Raw genomic sequence first — 25,446 nt, 5'->3', positions numbered from 1 at the left:
TGTTGGAGCGGGCGATGGGGATCGAACCCACGACATCCAGCTTGGGAAGCTATAGGAAGAATTGTTTCAGAGAGTTTCCTAGGTGTCAAAACACTATCGAAACCCTTGTTTTGTTGACGATTGCGTTTCACGATGCTTCTTGATGTCAGCGGCTGGACGGCTGCATCCGTCCAATACCCGTCCAAGGACGTCCAAGAGTGCCCGACTTACCCACTACCAAAGGCGCGATTGAAGCGCTCCCTCTCCCCGTCAAGAACGCCGCGGATTATCGCGACACGAAGCAGCGAGCTCTCTATCTGCGGGTCTCGCCTGCCGGCACCAAATCTTGGTGTGTGCGTGACGATCGCGGTGGAAAGTCAAAGCGGCTCAACATAGGTCGCTTCCCTGACATTCCTATCAGCCTCGCCCGAGAGCGCGCAGCGAAGATGCTGACTGAGTTAGCCGGCGGCGCTGATCCGAAGGCTGAGAAGGCAGCTAGGGCAATTGCTGAAACCAAGCGGCGAGCGAACACCGTAGCGGCGATCGGTGAAACCTATCTTGAGAAGGCTGAGATCGGGCGACACCGGCTGAACGGGAAGCCCATGCGGCCGAACTCGCTGCGCCAGGAGAGGGCATACTTCGAGAGCGTGGTTCGGCTCTATCTCGGCAACCGGCCTCTTGCCGATCTGACGCGCGCGGAGATTCAGATTGCGATCGATAAGGCGGAAGCCGACAAGTCGAAGGCTGCTGCCCGGTTCGGCCGCAATGTTCTGCAGCGCATATACAACTACGCAATCTGGCAGGACATCGTGTCCAACGACCCGACGCGGTTCGTATCGGCGCCCACTTGGACAGAGCGCGAGCGCGTTCTGACAGACGCCGAGCTGCGGGCGCTTTGGCAGGGCTTGAGTTCGGTCGCCACGATCGACGGCGTCAGCATCTCGCCGAACCTCGTCACCGCGATCAAGCTGGCGGCCGTAACGCTTCAGCGACGGTCCGAAGTCATCGGCATGCGCATTGATGAGATCAACCGCGAGGCTCGCACTTGGACCCTGCCTGGGTCACGCACGAAGAACGGCCGAACGCATGTCGTCCCCCTGTCCGATCTGGCGCTGGAGTTGATCGACGAGGCCGTTGGGTTTCGCGTCGGGAAAGCCCGTGAGAGCCAATTCGTATTCACTGCGCGTCGCAATCCCGAGGCGGCGATCGGGGCCATGGCTCTGACCCACGCCTGGCGCCGCCTGCTGCCGCATCTCACGATTCCTGATCCGACCGAGAAAGAGCCGGCGCGGACCAAGCCTCTCGCCGGAATCACCCCTCACGACCTCCGCCGAACCGGGGCAACGGCCATCACGAGCGAGCGCATCGGCATGCCTCGGTTCGTGGTCAGTCAGGTGCTGAACCATTCGAGCGACGCTGGCGGGACGGCGGCCGTGACGGCTGTATATGACCGGAACGCCTACATGCGCGAGAAGCGCGCAGCGCTGGACGCTTGGGCTGATCTTCTGCTGTCGATCGTGAAGGATGAGGGCCTGGCAGCATAAGACCGACATAAAAACCCCGCTGGCTTTCGCTAGCGGGGTGAATGGCTTCAAGCAATCAGTCTATCGACCTGCCTCTTCAGATAGGGGATGTCGTTGCCATTCCAGATTTTGACATCTGGACGAACCATGCCGGCCTCAGAGACGTGCGAACCGGCTATTCCGCCCCTTCCTTGCAGGCAGAAAATCCTGCCTTGCAGCTGACGAACCGCGACCCCTTCATTCTCGAACCGGCAGTCATCGACCACAACCTTGCCGCCAGCATCCAAAATACGTGAAGCGCCAGCCGTCCAGAGAGACGTCCAGAATTCCGGGCCGATCAAATCGCGCCCCCATTCGGTTCCGAGAGTCTGCATGACATATCGCGGGGTTCTTCCCTGCAGTTCTTTTGAGGGGAGCTCCTTCTCACTCCCTTCAATCTGATCGTTCGTCATCCCGATTGCGCGGCACATAGCTTTTAGTGGCCCGGCAAATTTCACCCGAACGAATCCATGTCGCTGCACGAGGTAATCGGCAACGGTTGACTTTCCCGACCCAGCGGCGCCCGTAAGCGCGACTAGCCTAGGGGCTGTCCGAGCATTGTCGTTGGCTGCGATCATTGCGGACGGCGCTGAAAAGCTCGACATCATATTCATGCTCTCTCATCCTCCCTCACTCGCTCACGACGAGGCCCTTCCGGTGCATTAGGCACAAAGCCACTAGGGTCGACGGCAATGTTGCGAAGAGTGGCTATCGGATCCCGAACCAGAGGCCGGAATCGAGAGGCGCGATACGGCATGTCGTCAGCTCCGTATCCATCGGGACCGCCGTCCAGTCCGCGGTCAATCTCCTCAAGGCGAATTCCCAGGAAGTCGCCATCAACGTAATGTCGGTACGCGCCAACCCACCTAATCGTATAGACCCTGCCGTCCTTGAGCCCTAACGGGGTCAAGACGCGTGGCGGCTGACTTGCATCGACGCAGACAACCTTTTGGCCAGTGTAAAATGTCATGACATTTCCTTGTCAGTTGTCGCTATGGATCCTCCCGCACGAACGCTCCATTCCAAGGCACCCGTTCTCTCTGCCCTGTCTTCCGAAGCCATTTGATCCAGGGCTCTGAGTTCGGCCCGACATCAATCCCGCCGCGCCGACCGCATCCTGTGCATTTGAGCGCGGCCGATAGGCGGGCCATATCCGCATCATCAGGCAGGCCGATCGCGTTCGGGTCCATCGTGAACGTGCGCGGGCAGATCGGGCAATGGCCTCCCAGCATTGCACCTGCCGCACGAACCTCGCCCAAGAGGATCGGCGGCTTTGGTGTCTTCGGCCATCTGCGGTTCTGTCCCATGTCGCCATGAGAACGCATCGCGAACGATTCGGGGAGAGGGTGCGGCGGATGGTCAGGTGAAACCTAGCCGCTCGTTCTCCTGCTCTTCGGTTTCAGCGCGCGCCCATGACTGAATGAATGCTACTTCCTGCCAGTCTTCGTCGCAGACCTTGTCATCGGAACTCCAAGCGAAGCGAGACGCCTGCTGGATCGACCAACCATCTCGATCATAGTCATAGGTCAGCCGGACGCCATCGCTCGCCCTGACGCTTTCTTGGTCCACGACGACATGAACGCAGCCATTCTTGCTGATGGCCGGATATGTCAGAGTCACGTTAAGCGACTGGCCCCGACGCTCGACATGGAAGTTGTTGCCAGCGGTGCCATAATCACTCTCGATCAGCTTCTGGATCTTATCGGTCATGGGAGCCTCTAGGGGCGTCAGGGGAAGGTAGCAAGGCGGCAACCTTTCTAGCAATCTCGTCCTTCACCCATTGCTGCCGCTTGCCAGTGTGGGTGTCAGGGTAGAACGGCTGATCGTGGATGATCTGGAGGACGGTGAGGACTACCTGCCGCTCGCTGGTGATCCGCTCAGTTCCCATCTCTTGCCTCCGCGAGGAGGGCGCGGCCCGCGTCGGTTACCTTGTAAATGGCCGGCTTCTGATCATCGACAAAGGCAACCAGTCCATCCCTGCGCATTGGCTCTAGGATGTTGACGCGGAACTGCGCCATTTCGCTTCGGGTGCAGTAGCCGACGTTTCTTGCGATGCCGCCAGCGGTGTAATACCCGGCGCTGTTCATCCAGCGCAGGGTATCGTATTCAGCCTTCCTCAGTTCACGCATCCCGCTTTTCCTCTGCCAGAAGCGCTCGACCTGCGGGCGAGGGCACGTATTCGGTCAGACGCTCGTTGTGAGTTTCCCGAGCCACCTCAACCAGCCCTTCGGCCAGAAGATGCTTCATGGATGCTCGTCGCCACCAATATGGCTCCCCAGCATCAGACCAGCGCGCGCACTCTTTCAGCGCTTCGATGTGGACAGGCTTCAGCTTCACTGGTCTCCCTCCTGTGCGATCTTGGCTCGGAGGAGGGCGGCGACCAAGGCGCGAGCAGGACCGCCCGGCACGTAGGATGCTTCTCCAACGATGGTTGCTTCACTGGCTTCCTCGGCCGCGCCCGGAATGCCGAAGCCAACATTCGATACTGACGCGTGCCACGATTTGCCGTGAACGGGCGGCTCACTGGATACGCCCCAAGCCCATCCCGGCAGCACCTTATCAGCGAGAGCCACGGCGGCGTCGATGGAGGATGTCGGCGACGGCTGATAGCCGAGCGGGCGCTTCTCCCAGATTCGTGGCCGACCATTCCGATCCGTGCCGTCAAAGATGCACCAAACGCCGTTTATTGGGCTCTGCATGACTTGGGAATCGTTCGGGGCGAAGAACGCAGCGACGAGCCGAACATCAAGCTCTTCGTCTCGTCCCTCTCCCTGCTCGACCCGATCTAGGAGAGTGCGGAGGGTGGAGGTCATGGGCGGGGCTCCTTCTGCGGATAGTTCATGACCGGGCGCTCAGCCGCCTCAACGCACTCCCAGCGGAGCGAGCGAGCCTGCTCAGTGACCGGGTTGCCCTCCATGTCCTTGCCAGTCGCGATCTGAGCCGCGATCTGGCTGTTCGCCTCGTTCTGCAACGACAAGCATTCGGCTTTGCCGTACGGTAGAGGGCCGGCAACGCCACCGATGTAGCCGGACATCCAAACGACCATCCACAGGCTCATTCCGCGCCTCCGCCATGCTGGGGGCGGGGTGAGACCTCGCGCACTTCGATGCCAGCGGCCCGAGCGCGGCGCACCATGTCGGCCGTGCCTGTTCCGCCTGGGAACGCAAGCACGAGATCCGGCTTCCCTTCATCGATCATGCGTTGGTTGCGGATCGGTCCGGCAGACTTGTCCAAGCCGCCAGACCGGCCGCGCGGATACCAATTGGCGTGAAAAGCCATCCGCTCCACGCTATTGCGCTCCGCCCATATGTCAGCGAGTTCGTCAGCGCCACGAGCGGCACCATGAATGATCGCGGTCGGGCTGAGGCGATCCAGCGTTTCGGTCAGGAGTTTTCGCTCCTTCTTGATGCGGTCCTCTTGCTCGTACCACGCCATGGTGCAGCGAGTGACGCCGCGAAGCATGTAGCCAAAATTCCGGCCACCACAGACTAGCACACGCATCCTCACGCCCTCCCGCCAAGCAGCGGCCGGGAGGCGAGTCCGGCAGTGAGCCGTTCATACATCGACATGAACTCGGCCTTGGCCACCTCAGGCGCCCAATAGCGCAGCGTCACGCCGAGCGGGTCATCATGGCGGCCATGCCATGCCATCTTCTCCATATTGACGAGCTCGTCGGAGATGATGCGACTGTCGGCTTCATGCACCTCTGCTGGCATCGTAGGAGACAAGCCAAAGCGCATGCAGATTGCCAGCATGACGTCGCTTTCGGCCTCCTGGTAGTTCTCTAGGTAGGATTTGATAGGCCTCGGCACATCCACGAGGTAAGCCTCGCTCGCATCATGCAGGAGCGCCCAGAGCTTATTGGGCGCGGTGACGCGATGGGCCATCAGGACGCAGTGCTCAGCTACGCTGTAGAACCGCTTGCAGTGTCCGGCATATCGGCACTGCATGGACAGTGAATGGGCGATGTCCTCAATGCAAACATCATCCGCACGCGGGTCGAGCGGCCAAAACCGCCTCCCTGTAAAAGTCTGAATGTAGTCCCCTTCCCTTCTGTCCTCATGAGGAAGGCTGGCATTCAAACTGACGATAGTGCTGATCGATGGCGCTCCACACTCGACGTGCAAGCGCGCCTTCTCATCTTGATCGGGCATGTGACTCTCCTCAATGGTGGTGGTGTCAGGCAGCGAGCTTGGTGGGCTCGTTGTCATTGGCGGCGTCCAACATCGCGACGCGGACGCGGCTGACTTCGCCGAAGTCGCGGTGATAGGTGATCGTTTGCACGGATCGGCCGGAAAGGAATCCCGCGCCGAAATGCCAAGCATCCTGTGGGATGGGGGCTTGGTGACTTTCGCAGATGACGCCGCCGCCCTCAGATGCAGTTTTAGAGTGGTGGTGAATATGGAAGCCGTGGCAGTACCGGAAGCGCGTTGCACCCCAATCCTCAGCCCGGCGGTGCGCCATGATCTGAGGCATATCCTTTAGCTTTACGGTGTGGCCGTGCGTGGCCGCGAGGAGCACTGACCCAAATCGATGATAGAAGAACAGGGATGCATCCACATCTACCGTGACTCGGGGCTCATTGCGGTACCAAGCCAACAAGAAGTAGGCGACTGCGACTGCGGTATGCTCATCGTGGTTTCCGGGTAGCACTCGCACGATGACGGACCGATTGCGATGCAGGGCGGCATTGATCGTGCGAACCTTCAGCCTACAGGCAACTTCGATTCCCTTCTGATATCGGCCATCAACGTCGAGGGCGTTGCCTGACCTAGCGGTCCTGTTTTCGTTGTTGTCTGCATGGGTAAGGTCCCCACCCCCAAGGACAATCGCGGTTCCTGCGGCAGGCGATCGCAAGATGGCATCCTCAATCCCACGCCCAATGACCCGCTCCGCGATCTTTAGATCCCAGTTCTCGCCAGTTTCTCTGCGCCACGTCATGAGGTTCACGTGCCAGTCGTTGCACGGAATAAGCGTGAGAAGGCTGGTCTCAACGTCCTCGGGCGGCTCAATCGCCACATGCTCGCTTTGGTAGTTGGCGAATGCGGCCTTGATGGTCTCGGTTATTTCGAGTGGATCCGGCCCATCGGCGCGGGTCTTGCGCCACTCCTGGATAACTCGGCCTTCGGCGTCGACCAAAGCCGATATACCACGAAGGGTATGTCCGGCGGGTAATTCGAACTCTTCCCCGTGGGCCTTCGATTGCTTGATCCATGCATCCCCCTCGCGTGAGGAAATGGACTTGATGGCAAAGCCTTCTACGGCTGGCTTCGTCCCCATAAGTCCGCGCTCGGCCGCTCGTCCGAGGCGGTTGTTTAGCGTCTGTCGTGGGATTCCAAGGGCTTCTGCAGCTAAGGTTTTCGACCCATGCTCTTGAAGGGCGTATACGGCTTCAAGAATGAGATCATCGGAAAGAGGTGGCGTCGGCATCAGAATGCGGCGGCCTGACCGGTAATTCGGACCATGCTTCTTCTCCTCTATGGTGATAGCGGAATAGTGGTGATATACCGCATATCGTTTTATAGTCTTTCATATCCCCTTAGTCAACCATCCCCCGAACGCAAAAAAGCCGCCAATCCGGTGAGGGAAAGGCGGCTTGCATCTCATTGTGTAACTCCCGCGAACTTCCTCATGACGGGCGGGCCTTCGATGAACCCGCCCTGCCGGCGGCGCCAGGCCAAGTCCTCGTTCGGCAGGATCGTGAACTGGCGCTCCTTCAGGTTCTGCTCCAGCGGGAACAGCTTCTGCCACGGATTGCACTCGTACCGGATCGTGCCTTTGTAGAGCGCTCGGCCGGGCGCAGCAGCCATCGGGATCGGAATGCGGATCGTGAACTCGGCGGGGCCGGCTTGGACGATGCGCTCCTGCGCCGAGATGGGCCATTCCACCTGCATCTCATCGATCACATAGCGGAACGCGACGATCTTGCAGTCTGCGGTCCAGACCACCTTGTAGGCGATCTGGAGGAAGTCGCCCTGCTTGACCTCTTGGCTGATGATCTCGGACACGCTGTCGGCTGCTGGCCGGCGGTCGAGGATCATCCAGTAGAGCCAGGGCAGCGCGGCGAGACAGACGACTGAGGCAACCACGTTCGGGAACGTCAGATAGCGGCGATAGGCGCTCATTTGGCCATGCCTTTCAGGAGTTCGCGTAAAACGAAGAAGCCGCCGGACAGCGCCGAAAGGCCCATTGCGATCTTGACGAGGCTGCTGGTCACAAGGCCCCAAGCCTTCTGGTTCGCGACCATCCTCGCCAGCTCGGGCTCGTTTTGAATGAGCCGGTCGAGAACCTTTGCCTCGTCCTCATCGGGCGACCAGACGAATGGCGCGCGGATGGGTCGTCGCAGCGTGTGCTGCTCATCTTTGTAGTCGTCTTCCACCGGCTCATTCCTGGTTCAAACTGCGGTCGGCGTGGGAGGTGTCAGGTGGCGGGCTTGCTGGCGTTCGGAGGCGCCAGGTATGTGCCGATCGCGCCGAAGATCGCCGTCACGATGAGGTCGATCGTGGCCGGGTCGAGTTGGGCGGCGATTGCCGGAGGAATGAAGTTCTCGCCCACGGCCCACCCGATCAGGACGCCGGCAAGGGAGCCGATCATCTTGGAGTAGCGGGACAGGTCGAGAGGACCGGATGCGACCGGGGGCTGTTTGGCCGGTTCGGGCTGTGGCGTGGGCGCCGGCGCATCATCCGGCCGAGGCGTCGGCACCGGCACGCGGATCACCTCGTCAGCCGGCGACCAGGGCGTGTCCCTGATCTTCGCCCAGCGCTTGAACGCGGCCTCGAGCTTCGTGTGATAGCCGTTCTTGGCATACTGCGGCCCGTTGTAGCCGCGCGCGAACCCGGCCCAGTCGTGCGCGCGCAGCTTGCCGTCGAGCTTGGCCGACAGGATGAAGGCGACCATCATCTCGAGGTGCTTGTCGGCGTCGTCCAGCGAGGCCAGCACCATCTCCTGAACGGTGTCATAGCCCACCATGGCGTGGTTCTCGCCGAGGATCTGGCCAAGCCCCCAGGATGCGGACTTGAGCGCCGCCGTCTCATCGATCGCCATGGCCTCGATCAGGCGCGGATAGCTGTCCTTCGGATACGGCCGCTCACCCCACGAGGGGTATGCGAGCCCGGCCTTCACCGCGCGGTCGCGCTTGGCGCCGGCTCCCAGGTTCTTCCAGAAGCGATGCGGCTCGAAGAGCATCTTGGGCCGCCCCTTCGCGTCCCATGCTCCTCCTGCGGTCTCCACGTCGATCACAGCGTGGATCTCGTCCTCGCCGACGCCGATGCGATAGCCGAGGCGCGGCAGGTCGATGTCATCAAGCGGCTTGGCGGCGCCGCGAAAGCCGTTGAAGTCGGCCATGGGTTGCTCCGGGCATGAAAAAGCCCGGCGCAGTGGCCGGGCGAAGAATTGATGGTGCTGGGTTGCGGAAAGCGTGCGACGGTGGTCGGTCAACCTCGAAAGGACTGACCCATGGGTGAGAAGCGCAAAGGCTCAAAAGAGGGCCGCAAGCCCAAGAAGGTGGTCGAGAAGGTGATCGCAGCAGCCCCGAGCCTGAAGGGCGGCATCTCCGGCACTGCGAAGTCGGGCAAGTAGCTGCCAGCATGCGGGGCGCCATTCTGGACGTCCCGCAGTCGCGGCGCGGCGGCTTCTCTAGGATGGTCGCCCCACGAGGGAGGTCACTATGAAGGAAGAGATCGAAGAGCTTGAAGGTCGGGTCGACGGGCTTCGCCTGATCCTGGCCGTTTTGATCGCGGAAATGCCGAACCGCTACGACGTCATTCACAAGCTTCAGAAGACGGAGGCAGCGGCCCGGCAGCGGAACCTGCCGACCGGCGTGCTTCGCGAGCTAGCAGACCTTCGGGGCGCGCTGGACGAGCTCTGACAAGGTTCAGGCAAGGTACACTGCGCAGATTGGAAGCAGGCCTTACGGCCCTCCCCTCAGCGCATCGCGTTATCGTGCGCGCTGGACCGCGCCGCCCGGCTCATCTGTCAGGACAGCGCGGTCACCCACTCACCTCGGCCGACCAGCGAACACGAAGAGATGGGCGACGAAGCCCGGCGGCTTGATTGGAACGGGTTTGGCGCTACCGGCCTTGGCCGTGGTCTTAGGCTGTGCCTTGGTCGTGCTGCCGGTGAGAAGCGGCAGGAGTCCGCCCAGAAGCCCGGCTGTGCCCGCCTTCATCTCCACGGTGTCATCGACATAGCCATGGTCGTGCTCGGGCAGCATGGCGAGGGTGAGCGTCACGCTATCGGACCCGATCAACGAGCCCGCCACCCCATCAAAGCCACTGGCGACCGTTGCCGTCCCGACCGGCACCTTCACCAGCTTGAACGTCGAGGCCGTCGAGCCCGCCAGGAACCAGCCCATCCCGGCCGCCTTTGCGACGAACTCGGGATAGCTGGCGCGCTGGTATTCGGTCTTGCCGTCGAGCCGAAGCCAAGCCGGGCCGAGATCATCGAACAGGGCATGTCGCAGGAGCCCCAGCGGCAGGGTGACGTCGCGAAGGTCTACGCCGGCCATAGCTTGTCGTCTCCGATGTTGCTGATGGCCTCCCCAGCGGCAATGCGCTGCTTGAGGTCGTTGCCGGCGACGATCAGGAGCCCTTCCCTCGCCGCCACGGAATTGCCGAAGGCGACCATGGTCTGAGCGTCCATCGGCACGCGCACGTCATCGGCCGCGATCCAGAAGAAGTCCTTGTCGACGCCCGGCCAACGGAGATCGCCGGGCTGGACACCTCCCATGATGGCAATGGCGGCCGACATGCGGGCCGTGTTGATGCGGGCGCGGGCTTCGTCGTCAGTCTGGAAGAGGTGACCAGCGAAGGTGACGCCTCGGTTAAGGCGGCGGTCACGCTCGGCGTTCACCGCCTCCACGGACGGAGCGGGCAATTTGCCGACGGTCCACGTCTGCTTCCAGGCATCGCCCGACTTGGCCGGCTCGCCCTCGCTGAGGGTCTGCTTGGCCGGGTCGTAGGTCGGCGGCGTGGTCGCCTGCACCGGGTCGAGGCCGAGGGCGTCCAGCACTTCAGCCGGCGGCTCGTCTCCGAACAGAGCCCCGGCCTTTTCTCGGATTTCCGGCGTGAACACGGGATAGCGGCTGGACGCGCGGTCGCGGTAGGCGGCGACGGTCATGTGGGAGCCCTCACAAGCATAGCGATATAGGTTCGGTTTCCGCCCAGGCCCCTGAGCGACATGACACCTTCGGTGTCGCTCAAGATGCGCGCGACTGCATCTTCAGCCGCACTGCTGTTCGCCTGCAGGCGTTGCTCGTTTCCAGCCCATCCCGGGGAGCGAGCCTGATCGAGCATCTCCCAAGACTCGCTGAAAACCGTAGATGTAGATTTGATCAGAGCGAACTGCGCACCGTTCGCCCAACCGTGATCGATAGAGCCAGCACCAGAAGCATTTGCCGTCACCGATACGCACTGGATCAGGTCGGGGTTATGGGCGAAGAGGTAGGCGACGTAGAGCGTGCCGTTGTTGTTGACGTTGCCGCTGGACCCCAAGGTAAAATCGGTGGCGGTCGGAGGGGTGTTGTTCCAGAGCGCGATCGAGCCAGTCGCACCGTCCGTGAGGTTGAGCCTCAGGCTATTCGACTGTGGCGTTGGAAGAGACCGATGATAGACCTGCCAGTCCGCTGTTAGGTTCCTCGGCCTGATGATCATCATACCCGGCACATCGCCAAGCCCATGCGGCATCTGCCGCCCGGATTGGCCGTTGCCCGTGTAGGTGACGATGTCGAAGAACTTCTTGGCACGGCGGAAGGACCAAGCGGCATAGGACGAACCCGACACATTGCCGTCGCTGTTGCCCATAGAGAAGCCGTTCGACAGGAATGCTCCTCCAAACGTCGCGCCGTTCGTGATCAGGTTTTCAGATGCTGAATCGTTTGACGTGAGGCCGTTGTTCGGGCCGCGAAGTGTGTCATTCCAGAGATTGTTGCCGGTTATGTTGCGCCGCTTCGCCCAAACCAACCCACCCTTCCCGGCCAGATCCAGCCCGTTCGTGATCGTCTGCGTTCCGCCGTTGCCTGTGTGGAGAGAGGTGGCGAATACGTCTTGGGGGCGGATTGGCGCCGCGCCGGCGAGCAACAGTTCGGTGCCAAGCATCAGGCTCATTGGAGCACTCCCGCGCGCACGCCGCGCACCAGCGTAAGGGCCAGGCGATAGGCGTTGCCGGCCACAAGCGTTGCGCCGACGTCCGCGATGTTCGTGGACTTCTTGGTGCCGCCCAATTCCCATTGCGTCGTGCCGGACACGGCGATCGAACCGGACTGGTAGAGGATGTTGATCTGCATCACCCCGCCTTCCACGAGGTTCGTCGGGTTGATGGTATGTGCGCCGTTGATCGTCACGGTGTGCACGTTCGCATCGGCGTAGCTGTAGGCCTCTGTGACGGCGCCGAGCGTGCCATGATCCTTGACGGCGCTGGTCAGCGGCCCGGTCATCTGGTCGCCGCGACGATCCAGAAGCGAGCGCGCCGGGGCGGTCAGGAACACCTCCTTGTTGCCGGCGGGCAGATCGACGGCCGATGTCCCGCTTGAGCTCGCATAGACGGTGGTGCGCTGGAGCGTGCCGGCGGCCGACAGCGTGCCAAGGCCGACCTCCCACGTGCCGCCCGGCCCGTTGATCGCGTAGTCGCAGGTATTGCCGACGCCGACGCCGGACGCGAAGGACTGGAAGCCCTGCACGGCTCCGCCCAGCGCGAGCGAGCCCGTGCCCGTGGTGAGCGTCAGTTCCTTGACGCGGTCTGCTTTGACAAGGGCCATCTCAGAGCCGCTCCTCGATCGTGTAGGTCTTGCTGAAGTTCTGGAAGAAGCTCTCGACGTTAGGCGTCGTCTCCGGCAGGAAGCCCCAGATGGCGCGCTGCCCGAAGTTCGGCTCCAAGGGATGTGAGAGCAGGAGGACGTCGGCCGAGGCCCCGACCCGCGCGTCCAAGTCCTCCACGAAGCCCCAACGGGTCTCCGGGTCGATGAACTCGAACGGAAGGTTCAGGACGCGATAGGGCCGCTTCTTCTCGACGTGGAGCGAGCCGCCCGCCGACTTCACCTTCTTGCTCGGATCGACCCATCGGAAGTCCCAGCCGTAGCCGAAGTTGACCCGGAAGCTGTGCCGCTGGCCGATGACCAGGCGCCCGGCTTCGATCGGATCGGGCGCGCCGTCGAGATCGATGCGCAGATACCGGACGGAGACCGGCTCCGGCAGCAGCATGATCTGGTAGCGATAGCGCAGATCGCCGCCTGTGTTCGTGGTGTCGATCACCGTGCCGGCAATGGCCTCGCTGTCGGCCAGAGAGCCCCGCAGGCGCGTGGTGCCGGTGACATTGCAGCCAACCAACGCCACGGTGTCGATCGGCGCTGGCGAGCCCAGATCGATAAACAGTGACTCGGACGCCGACATGCCACGCCATTTGCGTCCGATGTGCGGATCACGCAGCATCTGGACCGGCAGGAACGGCGCGGAGGATGTGGCCCGCACGAAGGTCGAGGGCAGGTCCGCGAGGTTTTCATAGGCGACCGCCGCCCGGAACGCGCCTTCAGCCATAGGCCAGGACCTCCACGATGTTGTTCTCTGTGTCCTCGTCTACCTCCACCACGACCAGGGACCGTCCTTCGGTCAGGTCCCAGCGCGGATAGGTGACGTGCATTTCGCGGCCGAGATCGGTGACGAACGGTGCGACCCGGAGCGACATGCGGTAGAGCGATCGGGCATCCCGCCAGAGCCGAAGCTGCCGGCGGCATTCCTTCACCGCGTCCGCCTCGTCCCGGAAGAAGCTCGGCAGCACCTCGGGATCGGGCGCGAGCGGATGGTTGCGCCGGATCGCGGCGTCTTCCACCGGCGTCGAGATGCGGAAGGCCTCCCGCAGGAAGGTCCGCCGCTCTTCGCTCACAGAGCCCGCAAAGCTGTCGGTTCGCACCGTCCAGTTCAGCGCATAGGCCGCGCGCATCCGGTAGGGCGGCGGGTCGATGCCGTCCGGCAGAGCCTCCGGCTCGATCGTGATGATCTCGATATCGGTGACGCGCGGGGCGTTCGGATCGCCCTTCGGGGCTTGGAGAATGCCGACCTCGAGACGCCCGTTGCGACGGAAGCCCGCCCATCCGCCGACGCCGCGCATCAGCGCCGTCATGGCCTGCGAGATGGTGGTCTCGTCTCCGGGCGGCAGATAGTAGCCGACCGGCGCGCTCTGGAGCGATCGGACGCGGGCGAAGCTCGCTTGGTCCAGCAGGACCCCCGCCGCGCCTCGCGCCAGGAGTTCGATGATGTCGGGCGTCGAGGCCGCGAGGTTGCCATCCAGCATCTCGCCTTCCACGTCCGCCGTGTACTGGCCGATGTCCTCGGAGAGCGTGAAGGCGGGCCGGAAGAGCGATTGCGCGAGACAGGTGTTGAAGTAGCCTTTCTCCACCGTGGAGGCGACCAGCGCCTCGTAGGTTGGGAAGTCCGGCCCCTTCAGGAGCGGAGCGCCGCGCACATAGACGGCCGGGATTGCCTTCGCCGCGCCGGTGCCGACGCTGTGCACGAGAGTCGTGTTCTGCGTGAGCGCAGCCGGTGTGACGTTCTGGACGTAGCCGAAGGCGCGCGGACGACGCCGGCCCTTCAGATCCTCGCCGCCCTCCAAGCCGCCCGTGCCCGCGAAGGTCGTGGCGCTGGCAGGCACGTCGAGGAGATAGGCGTTATCGCGAAGCTCGACGATGAACTCTTCGCCCTTCGCCAGGAAGCCGGTCGACTGTCCCGCGAAGACGACGCCGAACGTGTCGTAGGCGCTGGCTGCGCCACCGAGGCGGATGATCAGCGAGCGCCCGTCCATGGCGTGGGTGCGGGCGAGCCCGTCATAGGCGCCGTCAGCGTTGGTGAGGATTGCCTCGCCGAGGCCCATGGAGAAGCCATCGAACGCCATGCCACCCCGGATCGCCCGGTTGAAGCGCAGGGCTTGGCGCATCGTGCCGGCAAAGAGCCGGTTCGGGATCGCGTCGCTCGGTCGGGAGATATAGTCCTCGGTCGCGGCGAAGATGCGCGTGTCGGCGTTCAGCCGGAGTTCGGAACTCGCGCGCAGGGTCGCGCTGCCGGGCCGGAAGGCGACCCACAGTTCGGCCGAGCCGCGCAGCGTGATCAGGACGGCTTCGGTGGCGGTGGAGATCGGCGTCTCGGAGAGCGCGTTGTGTCCGAGCATCAGCCCTGATCCTCATAAGGCACGAGAAGCCAGGGGCTCATCTCGATCGTGTAGATCAGCCGCCGGGTCGGGTTGTTCACGAGGTCTTCGAAAGCGGAACTCGGCTCGATGCCAAGCGCCGCGCGCGACAGGAGCGTGGCCTGCGTGCGCGCCACGAGACCGCCTCGCGCCTGCACCTGCCCGGCTGCCTGGACGGATGCCGACGACAAGCGGACGCGGATGGCGGAAGCCGACGTGGAGCCGCGCGCCAGAAGCATCGCAGTGGCCACGCGGTTTGCGGCGCCGAGCGCGATGACGGAGGCTGTTGCGGTCGGTGTCGCGGATGACCGGCGCACCGCACCGGCGATGGTGGAAAGGGAGGCGGCAGCGGTGAGCGTCGCCGCTCCGCTGATTGGGGAACGATCGACGGCGCTGATGGCCTGCGAAGATGTCGGGCCGAACCCCAGCATTCAACCGGCCTCAGGCGAAGACGGCGGAGAAGCTGCCGGCGGCGATCTGGTAGCTGTCGCCGCTCTGGATCGTGCGTCCCGTGGCGGCCGCGCCGACCAGGAGCGCGTTCCCGCCCGTCGCCGCATCCATGACGGCCACATGAGTGATCGTGCCCCAATCGATGGTGGCCGGGCCGAAGGTGATCGCCTGACCGTTGCTCGACGTGCCGGACGAGGCATCGGCGGCCGACATGATCGACGTGATGGCCTGACGCGCATAGCCGCTGCTGGACGCCGTGATCTCGGCAGCCGTCGAGCCAGCCTCGCCGGGATCGGCCGTGAAGAGCGCCAGATAGACAGTGGCCGGCATGGTGTAGGCGGCCTTGCCGAGCGTGTGATCCAGCAGCTTCTTTTCGAGATAGTTCGTCATCGCGGACATGCGCGGCGATCCTTCGATTGGAGAAAGAAAAGGCCCCGCCCGGAGGCGAGGCCATTCAGTCAGGCGGCGATCTGCGCGCGACGCGCCGCGATGCGGCTGGAGCTCTCGCGCCGCCGCTCGGTCTCGGAGGAAACCTCACGGTTTTCTCGACGCTCGTCCTCACTCAGCGAGGACAGGATGTTGCCGATCGCCTTGGCGTTCTCGGTGGAGGTCCGTGTCAGCCGCTCGATCGCCGCAACGACGTTGGCGTTGTCGTTGCTGACGCGCGGCATCATCGGCGTGGCGACCATGGGCAGGCTGCGCGTCTGGCGCATCATGTCCACGGTCCCTGCCCCGCCCCAGGCTGCAACGTCACGCTGCGACCAGACGACTTCGCCCTTGTGGACCAAGCCGGCGACGTCATGGACACCGCCGGCACCCGTGTAGCCGCCCGTTGCCCAACCGCGCCCCTCAGTCTGACCGTGGAGGCCGAAGTGAGCAGACGCATAGACCTCGGGCGCCATGCCCGCCGGTAGACCGAACGTCTGACCCGCTTTGATCGCAGCGGCGACGTCGGGGTTGTTGGCAAGGTACTTCGCCGACTCCGTCGAGACGTTGATGCCAGGAACCCGAGGCGCATCGTAGTTGGCGCCGCCCGAAGACGAGCCACCGCCACCCGCGCCGGGCACCGTGATGCCCGCAGCCCGAGCCGCCGCAGCCGCCGCCGCGTATTCGCGGAAGGCCACTTCGAGCGACTTGATGCCCTCGTTCAGCCCGAGGATCGCCTCGTATTCCTTGCGGTTGGCCTCCAGCAACGCCTCGTTCTGAGTGATTTGCTGCTTGAGCGCCGCAAGCTGGCTCTCGGCCGTCGTCAGCTGCCCGCGCGCCCAGCTCTCGCTCTGGTCGAGGGTCCGGCGCACCTCTTCGAACGCGTCGTGATAACGCTCCGTCGAGGCGTAGAAGGACCGGGCCTCCGTCAGATACTCCTGTCCCGCGCCGGTCAGCTGCGACTGCGCGTCGGCATCCCCAGCCCTTGCCTTGGCGGCGAGATCGAGGAACTGCTTACGCGCCTCCGCAAGCCGAGCTTCGGGCGCCAGGGTGGACAGGCTGTCGTCCACCAGAAGCGACCGCTTGAACTCGGCCAGCTGCGCGGCGAAGTCCTCCAGCTTCGAGATCGTGCTTTCGAGCTCGTTGGCCTCGTCCCGGCGTGCGTTCAACAGGTCGTTGATACGGTCGGTCTCGGCTTGGTACGAGCGCTCCAGAACGTCGCGGGCCGTGTCGAGGTTGGTTTGCGCCAACTCCTTCGCGGTCTGCTTGGCCTCGGTCGTCTTCTCGACAAACTCCGACACCACCCCGTTCAGCTGCGGGAACAGCCGCACCAGCTCGGCAAAGGCGTCGCCGGTGAGCTCGGCCCCGTCCACGATCGACTGCGCTTGCAGCTTGAAGAACTCGGGCAGACGGGACGCATCCGCCCCGGCCGCCGAGAAGTCCCGCTGCAGGCCCTCGTATTCCTCGAGGAAGCTGCGGACGGACGTGAGATACGAACGCCCACTGAGCTCATCGATCCGATCGGCGAGGTTCTGTTCCAGTCCCCGCGCGATGTTCGCAATGGCTGCGTTCAGACGCTCATCGATCACCCGAGCCGCTTCGTCGGCGTTCCAGCCCAGATCCTTGAAGATCGGGACCAAGCCCGCCGCCGTGCCGCGAAGGCCGTCGATCGTCTGCTGGACGTCGGAGACCTTCTCGGCGGTGTAGAGGAGCGACAGGGCGTACTTGCCCGCCGCGTCGTTGTAGCGGGCGATGGCGTCGGCGCGCTGACGCTCCGTCTCCTGGGCCTGCTGCTGGGCTGCCGGCGTGTTCAGGAAGTCGATCGACGCGATGTTGCCAAAGGCGATGTCGATGTCGTCGCGCGTCTTCTTGAGCTGGCTGGCGAGGTCCTTTGTCGCGGCCCGGCCCTTGGCAAAGGCCCCTTGGAGCCCCTGCCCGGATGCCATGTCCGAGACCATGCTGTCGAAGCCCTCTTGGAACTCCGAGAGCATCTTGAGGAAGCCTTCGAACAGCTTCGTGCCGGTGCTGTTGAACTGGGCGGTGCTGTTGCCCGTGCCCATTTTCCAAGCCGCGCCGCCGACGCTCATGAACTGCGAGAGCTGGCCCCACTGGTCGGTGATGTACTTCCGAAGGTCGCCCTTCCCTTCGCCCGAGAGCGAAGCGTCGAACGCCTCGTAGGCTGGGCGCATCTGCTCCCACTGCGCAGCGGCCTGCTTGTGCGCCTCCTGACGCTGCTTCCGCTTGCCGAGCGCGCCACCGATCAGACCAATGGCGGCACCAGCAATGGCGCCGATCGGGCCCGCTGCCCCGAGCGCCGGGAACAGAGCCGAGCCAGCCTGGAAGCCGCCCAACGCACCAGAGACGCCACCCATGAGCGGGTCGCCGCCCTGGTAGGCGGAGGAGAAGATGCCGGCGCCAGCGCCAAGAACGCCGAACGCCGTCTGCCCGAAGCCGCCGCCAGCCTGTCGAAGGTTCTGGCCACCGGAGTTCCAGGGGTCGACGCCCGCCCGCGTATAGTCGCCATAGGAGGCCTGCCGGCTGTAGTCGGTCAGACCATCCTTGACGCCGGTCGAGGTGGCGCGCTGGAGTGCCCGCTGGTCGAAGCCATAGGGCATGGACGAGCTGGCCGTCTGCGTGCCGGGGCCAGTCCGGTAGCCGACGACTTCCCGCGTGGAGAAGTTCGAGACCTTCGCGCTCGCGGACTGGTTGCCGCCGAAAATCTGGACCGTGCCGTCGCCGAAGCCAGCCACGAAACCGACATGGCCGGACGCACCGCGAGCCTGCGGACGCAGGACCACGACGTCGCCGATCTTCGGTTGGTTCGTCGCCGTGCCCCAATTGAGGAACGACGAAGCCAGGTTCGACCCGGTGCCCTTCCCGCCGGCCTGCATGATCGAAGCGTTGGCGAACGCTGCGCACCATGCGGTGTCGGCGGTGGAAAGCCCCTTCCAGTTCCCCGAGGCCTGAAGGAACGAGTTCAGCACCTTGCTATCGGCGCGCTCGTTCAGTCCCGCGAACTGCTTCGCGACATCCAGCGCGGACCGGGAGGTCTTGGCCAGATTGTCGTTCAGCGCCATCAGCGGCGCAGAGGTGACCGCGCCGACGTTGTAGTTCGAGTTGGCCGCGACCGGAGGCGAGTAGCCGCCGCCGATAGCCCCGATGCCTCCAACCCCGGCCGCGCTCTGATCCGTGCCGAATCCGAACAGCTTGCCGAAGAGGTTCTTGGCACCGGCCGCGGCCAGCTGCGAGCCGAGGCCCGCAAAGCCGCGGAGGATGGACGAGAAGAAGGACTCGCCGTCCCGTGTCGCAGACGAGAAGATGTCCGCGAACACGTCGCCAACGTTCTCGATGAACGAGCGGCCGATGTCCTCGCCGGCTTTGACGCCGCGCGTTCGCAGGTTCTCCGCAGCCGAGGCCGCATCGACAAACCCACGATCGATCTGCATTTGCAGCGCTTGGCGGTCGAGATCGCTAAGGCCGTTGCCGACATCTGCGATGTAGGCCCCTAGACGCTCCGCCTCGCGGCTCGCCGCCTCGAACGGGAAGAACTGGTCGACCGCCGACCGAGCCGCATTCTTGGCCGCAAGTTGCTCCGTAAGCCGACCGACTTCCGCCGACGCCTCGCGGATCTTCGCAAGCTCTTCCTCCGAGACAACGCCCCCGGCCGCTGCCGCTGCCTGCTTGGCTGCGGTGAGAGCCTGAAACTCGAACCGGAGAGCCGCCGAGGCGCCTTCGGTCTGGCCGAACATGTCGAGCTCGAGCCGCTGCGAAGCAACGGTCTGATCGATGCCGGCGATGCGCGAACGGGTGGCCTCCGCGTAGCGCTGGGCTTCGTCAGTGGCGCGCTTGGCTGCGGCCTCACGCTCCTTGTTGGCCTCCTGCTCTCGGTCGAATGCGGCTTGGGAGCCGACGTTGTCGATCGCCTGCGCGCGAGCTTGCTCCAAGGCGACGATTGCATCGGTGCTGCCCTTGGCTTGGCGGATGTACTCGTCGTAGCGTTGGTTGACCTCTGCGACAGCACGGCCTTCCTCGCCTAGCCCGATGAGGGTCCGGTTGCGCTGCTCTTCTGCGAGCTTCGCTTGGGCGTCATCTACGATCGGAGCCATGGCTTTTTGAGCCGCAAGGCTCGCCAAGGCCTGCTCTTGTGCACTTTTTGCGTTAGCACTTGCAGCCAAGAAGGCGTCGTTGATCTTTTCAGCTTGAGTGCGAAGGTCCGGCGCGAACGAAGCAAGGCCGGACATCGCAGATCGATAGGCCTCACCCATTCTCAGAGCGGATCGCGATACCGCATCAGAGATTTCTACATTCGCACGAAGGGTGTTTTGTAGTTCAACATTCGGCGCGATCGTAGCTCGAATTTCGTCTGCAAACCGCTTTATATCTTTGTCGTCGGTGTTTTCCCGCAAAGTTGCTAATTCGTCGTTCAGGGTGCCGAACGCAGGTGCATTTGCATCGACGGTTGATTTGAAATCCTTTAGAATTTCCACCAGAGCGTCGAACTGTTTGAATCCACCGGCTTGAGAATAGGCTTCAAACACCGGAATATCACGAAGGACACTGCCAGCATCAGACATCTGCCTTCTTATGGTCTCTTCGCGAGACTGTGAAGCATCTGCCTGGGCGGAAGCCGCAGACTTTCTGCCGAACTGCTCTACACTGCTTGAAGCAATATCATAGGCTTGCGCAAGGGCTTTGACGCTTGCTTCCTGCTGCTTGATAAGATCGTCAATCGGCTTGACATTGTCGCGAAACGCATACCAGAGCCCGGCCGTTGCCGTAACGATACCCGCAATGCCTAGTCCGACTGGCCCCATATAGGAAACCACTGATGAAAAGGCATTTCGGGCGGAGCCGGCTAATTCTGACAATCCTGCTTTAATGCCATTCTGCCCAGCCAACGCCTCATAGATCTGTCCAGACTGAGTGGCGGCAATTTGCCCGATAGAGGCACCGCCGAAATACATCGTCGCAATATCAATGCCCTGCGAACGCAAATTCGCCATCTGATGACTTGCAAGCTGCAGATTTTCGCTGACCTGCCGAAGCTCTTTGTGAGCACCAACGAATTTCGTGCGCGCGGCCTCTACGAGCTCCCCGTGCTTCTGCCACGAGATTGCGCCGGCCTCAGCTGCCGCGTTCAATTTCTTCTGAGCGTCTTCGAATTTTGTTAGATCGCGGTAGACTGGATCAATGGCCTTGCGAACGTTGTTGGCTTGGCGCTCGATTTGGGCAAACGCTTTGGTAGATTGATCTATCTGCTTGACGATGCCGGGCGTGGCCATGCCAGCCATGGATTTGTTTAGCGCTGCCTCGGATCGCTTTTGTGCGCGCTCAACCTCTGCGAAGGCCGCAGCAGTATTTTTGCCGAACGACGCCGCTCCCGCACTCGCCTTGCCTGCAGCGGCGTCTAACTTGTTGAGAGATGCAACGGTCTCATCAACACCCCGCTCTTCGGCCTTGAAAACAGCGGTCGTGACGACTTGATTGTTGGCCATGGGCATCTTTCAACGAAAAAGGCCCGCCGAAGCGAGCCTATAAAACGATCAGAGTGGTGGTATGTGGTTTAAGGCTGTCGTCTCTGTCGCTTGCTTAGCGACCATCGGATTTGTCGGATTGAGCGTATTTGATCGACTCAATGTCAACGCAAGCAAGCCGATAGAGGTAAGCTTCTGCGATTCGGTGAGGCAGGATATCCAAGCCTACAGAAACGAGACGGCAATACCTTCTGGCAAGAGCCCCGATCAGATCATGCGAGATCGCGATATGCGCTGCCCCGATCTACCTATCAACCCGTAAGAAACAGACCGGCGGTTTCCCGCCGGTCTGTTTTCATAAGTGAATTGTCGGCTTTGACTTTTCGCGTCAGTCCCGGACTTGCTACGTCAAGACTTGACATGCCACGCCTGCCAAGCCCGACCGCAACGCGCCGTGCCATGGCTCGCCCCGCCTGCCTCGGCTTGCCACACCGGACCACGACTAACCCAGCCGTGCCTGCCATGCCGCGCCCGACCCGGCCATGCCACGACTCGTCATGCCTTGCCTGCCTTGACATGCCGCGCCTTGCCTGACCGCGCCTCGCCACGCCTAGCCTTGCCTGCCCGACCGAGCCCGGCCATGCCGTACCACGCCATGCCTTGCCTTGCCTGCCTAGCCCCGCCCTGCCTCGCCACGCCACGCCTAACCTGCCTCGCCGTGATCCTTGCCAGCCGGGAGAGGCACCCGACTTCGCACCATTTCAATTAGCCCGACTGGCGTCGATCGCCAGATCCTTCGAAAGGCTGTCAAGCGGCTCCAGAGACCCGCCGATGTGTTCAACTGCGGAAGCATATCGACCGATCCAAGCTCCGAGAGCCTGCGCCGCCTGACGGCAATGCTCTCTCATGTGATCAGGGTTCTCCGGGTTAGTCAAAACGTACCCAGAGCCATGGTGGCGATGATCGATCGGCGACAAGACTAGCGGCATTTCGCGCGTCACAACGCGCACCGCAGAGGCTGGCCGAAACTCTTCGACCTTGAAGGTGACGCGAAGGTCGCGGGCAAAGTCACGCGCCTGCTCAACTTGCCAAGCCAGCGCCGCTTTTTCCTGGTCCCATTCGAACCACCCGAAGGCCGGGTGCTCCTCCCCTACGCGGCGAACCTCATCAAGAAACAGCCTCGGGTTAAAAACGCCGTTGTGCCGGATCGCGAACTCTCGAACGATGTTCTGGCGCTGCTCTTTCGTAAAGCGAACAGCCATCATGCGGCCCTCCGCTTCACTTCCGAGAGGTAATGGGCCATCAGATCGGCAGTGTCTCCACCAGCGTATTCGGGGTCAGAAAGGGCCGCCTCCTGGGCTGCGCGCCCATGCTCGAGCACAAGCTCGTCCCACTCCTCGTCATCCTCGCCTTCGCCAAGAACGCGGAATAGACCGTACCCACCTTTGCCTTTTTCCTGTCGAAAGTCGCCTACGCCAATCAGAACTCCAGCGTTGCACAAGAGCGTCACGACGGAAGAAACCGACAGCTGCGGCGTTATGAACTGGATATCAATTTCCGCGCCCCACTTCGGGAGATAGGCTCGAGAACGAACATCCGGCGTCCGGTTCATGTCTGCGCTTCGCACCACGTCCATACGCAGCTTCGGAACTCCGTAAAGCGGAATGCGATCTCCAGGCATGAAAAGGAGCCGTTGCGCGGCCGACTTCGTGAGGCCGGGCGTTTCGAGCGCCGCCGTCGCCATGGCCGCCTTTACGGACACGACCTGAAGTCCGAGCGCCGTAGGACCATCAGGTACAATTTCAGCGCTGTCGCGAAACTCTTCAATCGGGTGGTGCTTCAGGCCGACCTTTTCGGCGCGCGTCTTTTTCGCAGTGCCGGTTAGAAGGCCCATCTTCACCTTGGCCGACATGCGATTTTGGAACAACGGCGTGGTGCCGATGATGCGAAGCCGCACCGATCCACGCTTGAGCGGCGCAACGGTGATTTCGGCGGAAATTTCCTTCTTCACGGCCATTACGCAACCCTCCGCATCAAGGCATCAGCATCCGCAGAAAAGCGGTTCATCAGGCCGGACAGAGTGTGGAGGATGTCGATCTCCTCCCGCGAGAAGGTGAAGGTCAGATGCACTCCATCGTCCGCGGAAGCGCGGCGCGTGTCGAATGTCCGCTCGACTACGTTGTCAACGCACCTCGCCAAGCGAGCGACGTCAACGATCAAACCTTGCAATTCGGCCTTTTGGCCGCTATCAGTTCCGTCGTCCACTGCAATGTCTCCTCAGACACGTTTGGATGTTTGAGTGGCGGCTGCAACTGCCACTTGTGTGTTTTCAGAACCAAGCTAACGAGGGCTGCAACCTTTCGTTAGCTTGTCGCCCTGTAGAGGTACCCACTGGGTACCTTCTTATGGACCCAGTGGGTACCATCTGTCAATAGGTCGTTAAGGTTCAGAGGCGCGTTCATGGTCGACGATCGAAATGACCCCCAATACAAGCTGCGCATGACCCAAGCCCTGAAGGACAAGCTTCAGGCTTCAGCGCGTGCGAACAACCGCACCCTGAACGCTGAAATCAACCTCCGCTTGGAGAGCTCGTTTCAGCACCTCCAGATTACCTTGTTCGGCGATTTGGTTCCTGCTGTTAACACCGACATTCCCAAAGTCAGCGACCGTCTCCTCCGTTTGACAAACTCCCAAAGCCTGACCGTCCAAGCCTTCAAGGATGCCTCCGAAGAGATCGGTGAAATCCTTCAAGCGCAGTCCAAGCTAATTAGCGAGACATCCATCGCCCTAGCCAACTTGAACGCTACAGACATCGTCACTGACGTTTCGGATTGATTCGTTACAAACCCTATTCGATCTCAGCGGCACGTTAAGCGATCAGTCACATTTACGACGCATGTTCGTCGCATGTCAACACGGCGCATAATGGGAGCACATCATGGCTGACGACAAAGAGACCACTCAGCGGAAAATCTACCTGTTCCCCGTCTCGCTTGTTCGTCGCATCAGCGCCTTCCAAAAGCGGGAAGAAATTGCAAATGAGTCTGAGGCCGTCCGCAGGCTACTCGATGAAGCCCTAAGGGTCACCGAGTCGCCAGTGGACCTCATGTATCAATGCAGAATGATACTGGAGAGGACGAATTCGCTATACGCGCCCGTCAAGGAAATCCTTGTAGGACACCCGAACGTAGAAAGCATCGTATTTAACGGAGATGATTTCGACGTTACCTTCAGAGAAGGTGTAACTTACTCACTCTTAAAAAGCGGCGCTGTGATGGTGCAGACTGAAAACGATGACTGGGAGGCGGTTTTATACCCAGACGAAGATTCGGATGATGAAATTCCGTTCTGAGAGGTAATCGTTCCGAGCTGAGACTCGCCCTTCCCTACTCAGCCGTTCTCTTAAACATCGACAGCGTCGCCCGCAGTTGCTCGTTGAAGGCTTCGTCATCCTCGGGCTCGGGCGTCGGCTCATCAACCTTGAAGCCGCCGATCCGGAACCACTGGCGCCAGTCGCTCTCGATCTGCTCCCGGGCCGCGTTAAGGGCGATCTGGAGGCGACCGAGATCGCACTCCATGATCGCCTCGTCCGACCATCCGGGCAGCATTTTCACAGCCGCCCTGTAGAGATCTACGAGCGCTTCCTCCGGCGTCAGACTTCGCCGTCGTTTCCCGAGTAGCGTTCCTCGTCTTCATCAGCATCGGTCTCGTCCGGATCCTTGCCGCCGTTGGCGAGCCGGTTTACGAACCGCATTACGTCCACTGCGATGTTTCGCGTGCCGGCCGCAAATACCGCTTCGTTTAGGTCATCGCTCGAGATAGCCTTCAAGGCTACACCCTGGCGCACGATGAACGTCACAGCCTGGAGGTCATTGGCAGCAACAGCCTGTAGGGCATTGATGAAGCCCCCAAACCGCTGCGAGACGTTCTGCGCGGCCTTCAAGGTAGGGCGAAGCTCGAATTCGTCGTCGCCGAGGGTGATGCTGACGTGATTAGTCAAAGACATGTCGGATCTCCATGTGTGGTGGTGATGTCGGATGTCGGTGGGAGGCGGCGACGCTCCGACAAACGCCGCCGCCAGCTCTCGCGAGAGAACTGAGAGTTTTAGGCCGCCGGTACTTCGATCGGCGCTTCCTGCGGCTGGCAGGAGAAGGTGCGAGTCTGCGTGTCGTTCGGGCCGCCGTTGCCGGTGTTCGCGCTCATCACTAGGACCGAGTGATAGGAGACGTCGAAGTCGCCGTCGGCCGTCGGAAGCTCGATCTTCAGATTGAAACTCTGGTAGGACTTCGACGCAGCGATGGCCTTGATCTGGCCGGGGTCGGTGTCCTTGCGCGTGCAGACGATTTCCATCGTCGCGCCATTCGCCGTGCCCTTGGCGTGGCGGG

The 25,446-nt window shown here is 62.2% G+C and carries 32 protein-coding genes; 5 read left to right on the top strand and 27 right to left on the bottom strand.

Annotation, left to right across the window (positions count from 1 at the left end; all coding sequences use genetic code 11):
* The first annotated feature begins 197 nt into the window (after positions 1–197).
* Positions 198–1,523, top strand: a complete 1,326-nt coding sequence (locus tag B146_RS0123240) for a tyrosine-type recombinase/integrase (RefSeq protein ID WP_081631116.1) — start codon at positions 198–200, stop codon at positions 1,521–1,523.
* 47 nt (positions 1,524–1,570) lie between these two features.
* Here the strand turns inward: B146_RS0123240 and B146_RS29265 are convergent, their stop codons facing one another.
* The 12 genes from B146_RS29265 to B146_RS28735 form a co-directional block, all read right to left on the bottom strand.
* Positions 1,571–2,155, bottom strand: a complete 585-nt coding sequence (locus tag B146_RS29265) for an AAA family ATPase (protein WP_155897689.1) — start codon at positions 2,153–2,155, stop codon at positions 1,571–1,573.
* Between the two features lie 745 nt (positions 2,156–2,900).
* A complete protein-coding gene (locus tag B146_RS0123225; RefSeq protein WP_019998879.1) occupies positions 2,901–3,251 on the bottom strand; it encodes a hypothetical protein in 351 nt (116 codons plus the stop codon).
* A 167-nt stretch (positions 3,252–3,418) separates the two neighbouring features.
* Positions 3,419–3,670 (bottom strand): hypothetical protein, encoded by a 252-nt coding sequence (locus tag B146_RS0123215; RefSeq protein ID WP_019998877.1) that lies wholly within the window; start codon positions 3,668–3,670, stop codon positions 3,419–3,421.
* Positions 3,663–3,788: a hypothetical protein gene (locus B146_RS30140; RefSeq protein ID WP_274532745.1), complete on the bottom strand. Its 126-nt coding sequence runs from the start codon at positions 3,786–3,788 to the stop codon at positions 3,663–3,665. Before B146_RS30140 ends, B146_RS0123215 begins: the two co-directional genes overlap by 8 nt.
* Before the next feature lie 86 nt (positions 3,789–3,874).
* Positions 3,875–4,354: a hypothetical protein gene (locus tag B146_RS29260; protein WP_155897688.1), complete on the bottom strand. Its 480-nt coding sequence runs from the start codon at positions 4,352–4,354 to the stop codon at positions 3,875–3,877.
* Positions 4,351–4,599 carry a hypothetical protein gene (locus tag B146_RS0123205; RefSeq protein ID WP_019998876.1) on the bottom strand — a complete coding sequence of 83 codons (249 nt, stop codon included), beginning with the start codon at positions 4,597–4,599 and terminating at the stop codon, positions 4,351–4,353. Before B146_RS0123205 ends, B146_RS29260 begins: the two co-directional genes overlap by 4 nt.
* Positions 4,596–5,042, bottom strand: coding sequence for an SLOG family protein (locus tag B146_RS27280; protein ID WP_019998875.1), 447 nt, complete (start codon positions 5,040–5,042; stop codon positions 4,596–4,598). The genes B146_RS0123205 and B146_RS27280 overlap by 4 nt, the downstream gene beginning before the upstream one ends.
* 2 nt (positions 5,043–5,044) lie before the next feature.
* Positions 5,045–5,695 (bottom strand): hypothetical protein, encoded by a 651-nt coding sequence (locus B146_RS0123195; RefSeq protein ID WP_019998874.1) that lies wholly within the window; start codon positions 5,693–5,695, stop codon positions 5,045–5,047.
* A gap of 25 nt (positions 5,696–5,720) precedes the next feature.
* Entirely contained in the window at positions 5,721–6,971 is a 1,251-nt protein-coding gene (locus tag B146_RS27275) for a helix-turn-helix domain-containing protein (protein WP_051091623.1), read from the bottom strand.
* 173 nt (positions 6,972–7,144) lie between these two features.
* Positions 7,145–7,666 carry a hypothetical protein gene (locus B146_RS0123185; protein WP_019998872.1) on the bottom strand — a complete coding sequence of 174 codons (522 nt, stop codon included), beginning with the start codon at positions 7,664–7,666 and terminating at the stop codon, positions 7,145–7,147.
* On the bottom strand, positions 7,663–7,920 hold the full coding sequence (locus B146_RS0123180) for a hypothetical protein (RefSeq protein ID WP_019998871.1): 258 nt from the start codon (positions 7,918–7,920) through the stop codon (positions 7,663–7,665). The genes B146_RS0123185 and B146_RS0123180 overlap by 4 nt, the downstream gene beginning before the upstream one ends.
* A 41-nt stretch (positions 7,921–7,961) precedes the next feature.
* The gene (locus B146_RS28735) at positions 7,962–8,885 is read right to left on the bottom strand and encodes an N-acetylmuramidase family protein (RefSeq protein ID WP_019998870.1); all 924 of its coding nucleotides are present in this window, start codon (positions 8,883–8,885) and stop codon (positions 7,962–7,964) included.
* A gap of 111 nt (positions 8,886–8,996) precedes the next feature.
* Here B146_RS28735 and B146_RS30135 point away from each other — a divergent pair, with 111 nt between their 5' ends.
* Both B146_RS30135 and B146_RS0123165 read left to right on the top strand, forming a co-directional pair.
* The gene (locus B146_RS30135; protein ID WP_019998869.1) at positions 8,997–9,119 is read left to right on the top strand and encodes a hypothetical protein; all 123 of its coding nucleotides are present in this window, start codon (positions 8,997–8,999) and stop codon (positions 9,117–9,119) included.
* 88 nt (positions 9,120–9,207) lie between these two features.
* On the top strand, positions 9,208–9,408 hold the full coding sequence (locus B146_RS0123165) for a hypothetical protein (RefSeq protein WP_019998868.1): 201 nt from the start codon (positions 9,208–9,210) through the stop codon (positions 9,406–9,408).
* Positions 9,409–9,537: 129 nt separating this feature from the next.
* Here B146_RS0123165 and B146_RS0123160 read toward each other — a convergent pair whose 3' ends face one another.
* From B146_RS0123160 to B146_RS0123100, 12 genes are all read right to left on the bottom strand, one after another.
* Positions 9,538–10,047: a DUF4607 domain-containing protein gene (locus B146_RS0123160; RefSeq protein ID WP_019998867.1), complete on the bottom strand. Its 510-nt coding sequence runs from the start codon at positions 10,045–10,047 to the stop codon at positions 9,538–9,540.
* Complete coding sequence (locus tag B146_RS0123155; protein ID WP_019998866.1) at positions 10,035–10,658, bottom strand: DUF4376 domain-containing protein; 624 nt, start codon at positions 10,656–10,658, stop codon at positions 10,035–10,037. The genes B146_RS0123160 and B146_RS0123155 overlap by 13 nt, the downstream gene beginning before the upstream one ends.
* Positions 10,655–11,644, bottom strand: coding sequence for a DUF7483 domain-containing protein (locus tag B146_RS0123150; RefSeq protein ID WP_019998865.1), 990 nt, complete (start codon positions 11,642–11,644; stop codon positions 10,655–10,657). Before B146_RS0123150 ends, B146_RS0123155 begins: the two co-directional genes overlap by 4 nt.
* Positions 11,641–12,294: a hypothetical protein gene (locus tag B146_RS28105; RefSeq protein ID WP_019998864.1), complete on the bottom strand. Its 654-nt coding sequence runs from the start codon at positions 12,292–12,294 to the stop codon at positions 11,641–11,643. The genes B146_RS0123150 and B146_RS28105 overlap by 4 nt, the downstream gene beginning before the upstream one ends.
* 1 nt (position 12,295) lies before the next feature.
* Positions 12,296–13,069 (bottom strand): hypothetical protein, encoded by a 774-nt coding sequence (locus tag B146_RS0123140; protein ID WP_019998863.1) that lies wholly within the window; start codon positions 13,067–13,069, stop codon positions 12,296–12,298.
* Complete coding sequence (locus B146_RS0123135) at positions 13,062–14,693, bottom strand: hypothetical protein (protein ID WP_019998862.1); 1,632 nt, start codon at positions 14,691–14,693, stop codon at positions 13,062–13,064. Before B146_RS0123135 ends, B146_RS0123140 begins: the two co-directional genes overlap by 8 nt.
* Positions 14,693–15,142: a hypothetical protein gene (locus tag B146_RS29255; protein WP_155897687.1), complete on the bottom strand. Its 450-nt coding sequence runs from the start codon at positions 15,140–15,142 to the stop codon at positions 14,693–14,695. The genes B146_RS0123135 and B146_RS29255 overlap by 1 nt, the downstream gene beginning before the upstream one ends.
* A 10-nt stretch (positions 15,143–15,152) precedes the next feature.
* Positions 15,153–15,560, bottom strand: a complete 408-nt coding sequence (locus tag B146_RS27260; protein ID WP_019998860.1) for a phage tail fiber protein — start codon at positions 15,558–15,560, stop codon at positions 15,153–15,155.
* A 59-nt stretch (positions 15,561–15,619) separates the two neighbouring features.
* A complete protein-coding gene (locus B146_RS28100; RefSeq protein ID WP_162141969.1) occupies positions 15,620–21,082 on the bottom strand; it encodes a TIGR02594 family protein in 5,463 nt (1,820 codons plus the stop codon).
* Between the two features lie 740 nt (positions 21,083–21,822).
* On the bottom strand, positions 21,823–22,326 hold the full coding sequence (locus B146_RS0123110; RefSeq protein WP_019998857.1) for a hypothetical protein: 504 nt from the start codon (positions 22,324–22,326) through the stop codon (positions 21,823–21,825).
* Positions 22,323–23,078 (bottom strand): hypothetical protein, encoded by a 756-nt coding sequence (locus tag B146_RS0123105; RefSeq protein WP_019998856.1) that lies wholly within the window; start codon positions 23,076–23,078, stop codon positions 22,323–22,325. Before B146_RS0123105 ends, B146_RS0123110 begins: the two co-directional genes overlap by 4 nt.
* Entirely contained in the window at positions 23,078–23,326 is a 249-nt protein-coding gene (locus B146_RS0123100; RefSeq protein WP_019998855.1) for a hypothetical protein, read from the bottom strand. The genes B146_RS0123105 and B146_RS0123100 overlap by 1 nt, the downstream gene beginning before the upstream one ends.
* Positions 23,327–23,521: 195 nt before the next feature.
* On the opposite strand from B146_RS0123100, the gene B146_RS0123095 reads away from it, so the two are divergent.
* Together B146_RS0123095 and B146_RS28095 are read left to right on the top strand one after the other, a co-directional pair.
* Positions 23,522–23,896, top strand: coding sequence for an Arc family DNA-binding protein (locus B146_RS0123095; RefSeq protein ID WP_019998854.1), 375 nt, complete (start codon positions 23,522–23,524; stop codon positions 23,894–23,896).
* A gap of 103 nt (positions 23,897–23,999) precedes the next feature.
* Entirely contained in the window at positions 24,000–24,413 is a 414-nt protein-coding gene (locus tag B146_RS28095; protein WP_019998853.1) for a hypothetical protein, read from the top strand.
* A 34-nt stretch (positions 24,414–24,447) separates the two neighbouring features.
* On the opposite strand, the gene B146_RS0123085 is transcribed toward B146_RS28095, so the two are convergent.
* The 3 genes from B146_RS0123085 to B146_RS29445 all read right to left on the bottom strand — a co-directional run.
* Positions 24,448–24,669 carry a hypothetical protein gene (locus tag B146_RS0123085; protein WP_019998852.1) on the bottom strand — a complete coding sequence of 74 codons (222 nt, stop codon included), beginning with the start codon at positions 24,667–24,669 and terminating at the stop codon, positions 24,448–24,450.
* Between the two features lie 44 nt (positions 24,670–24,713).
* A complete protein-coding gene (locus tag B146_RS27245; RefSeq protein ID WP_019998851.1) occupies positions 24,714–25,067 on the bottom strand; it encodes a hypothetical protein in 354 nt (117 codons plus the stop codon).
* A 98-nt stretch (positions 25,068–25,165) separates the two neighbouring features.
* On the bottom strand, positions 25,166–25,446 hold a 281-nt coding region (locus tag B146_RS29445), incomplete at its 5' end, for a hypothetical protein (RefSeq protein ID WP_019998850.1).

This window comes from Aureimonas ureilytica DSM 18598 = NBRC 106430, from assembly GCF_000382705.1.
GTDB lineage: Bacteria > Pseudomonadota > Alphaproteobacteria > Rhizobiales > Rhizobiaceae > Aureimonas > Aureimonas ureilytica.
This window is presented reverse-complemented; position numbering and strand designations above follow the sequence as displayed.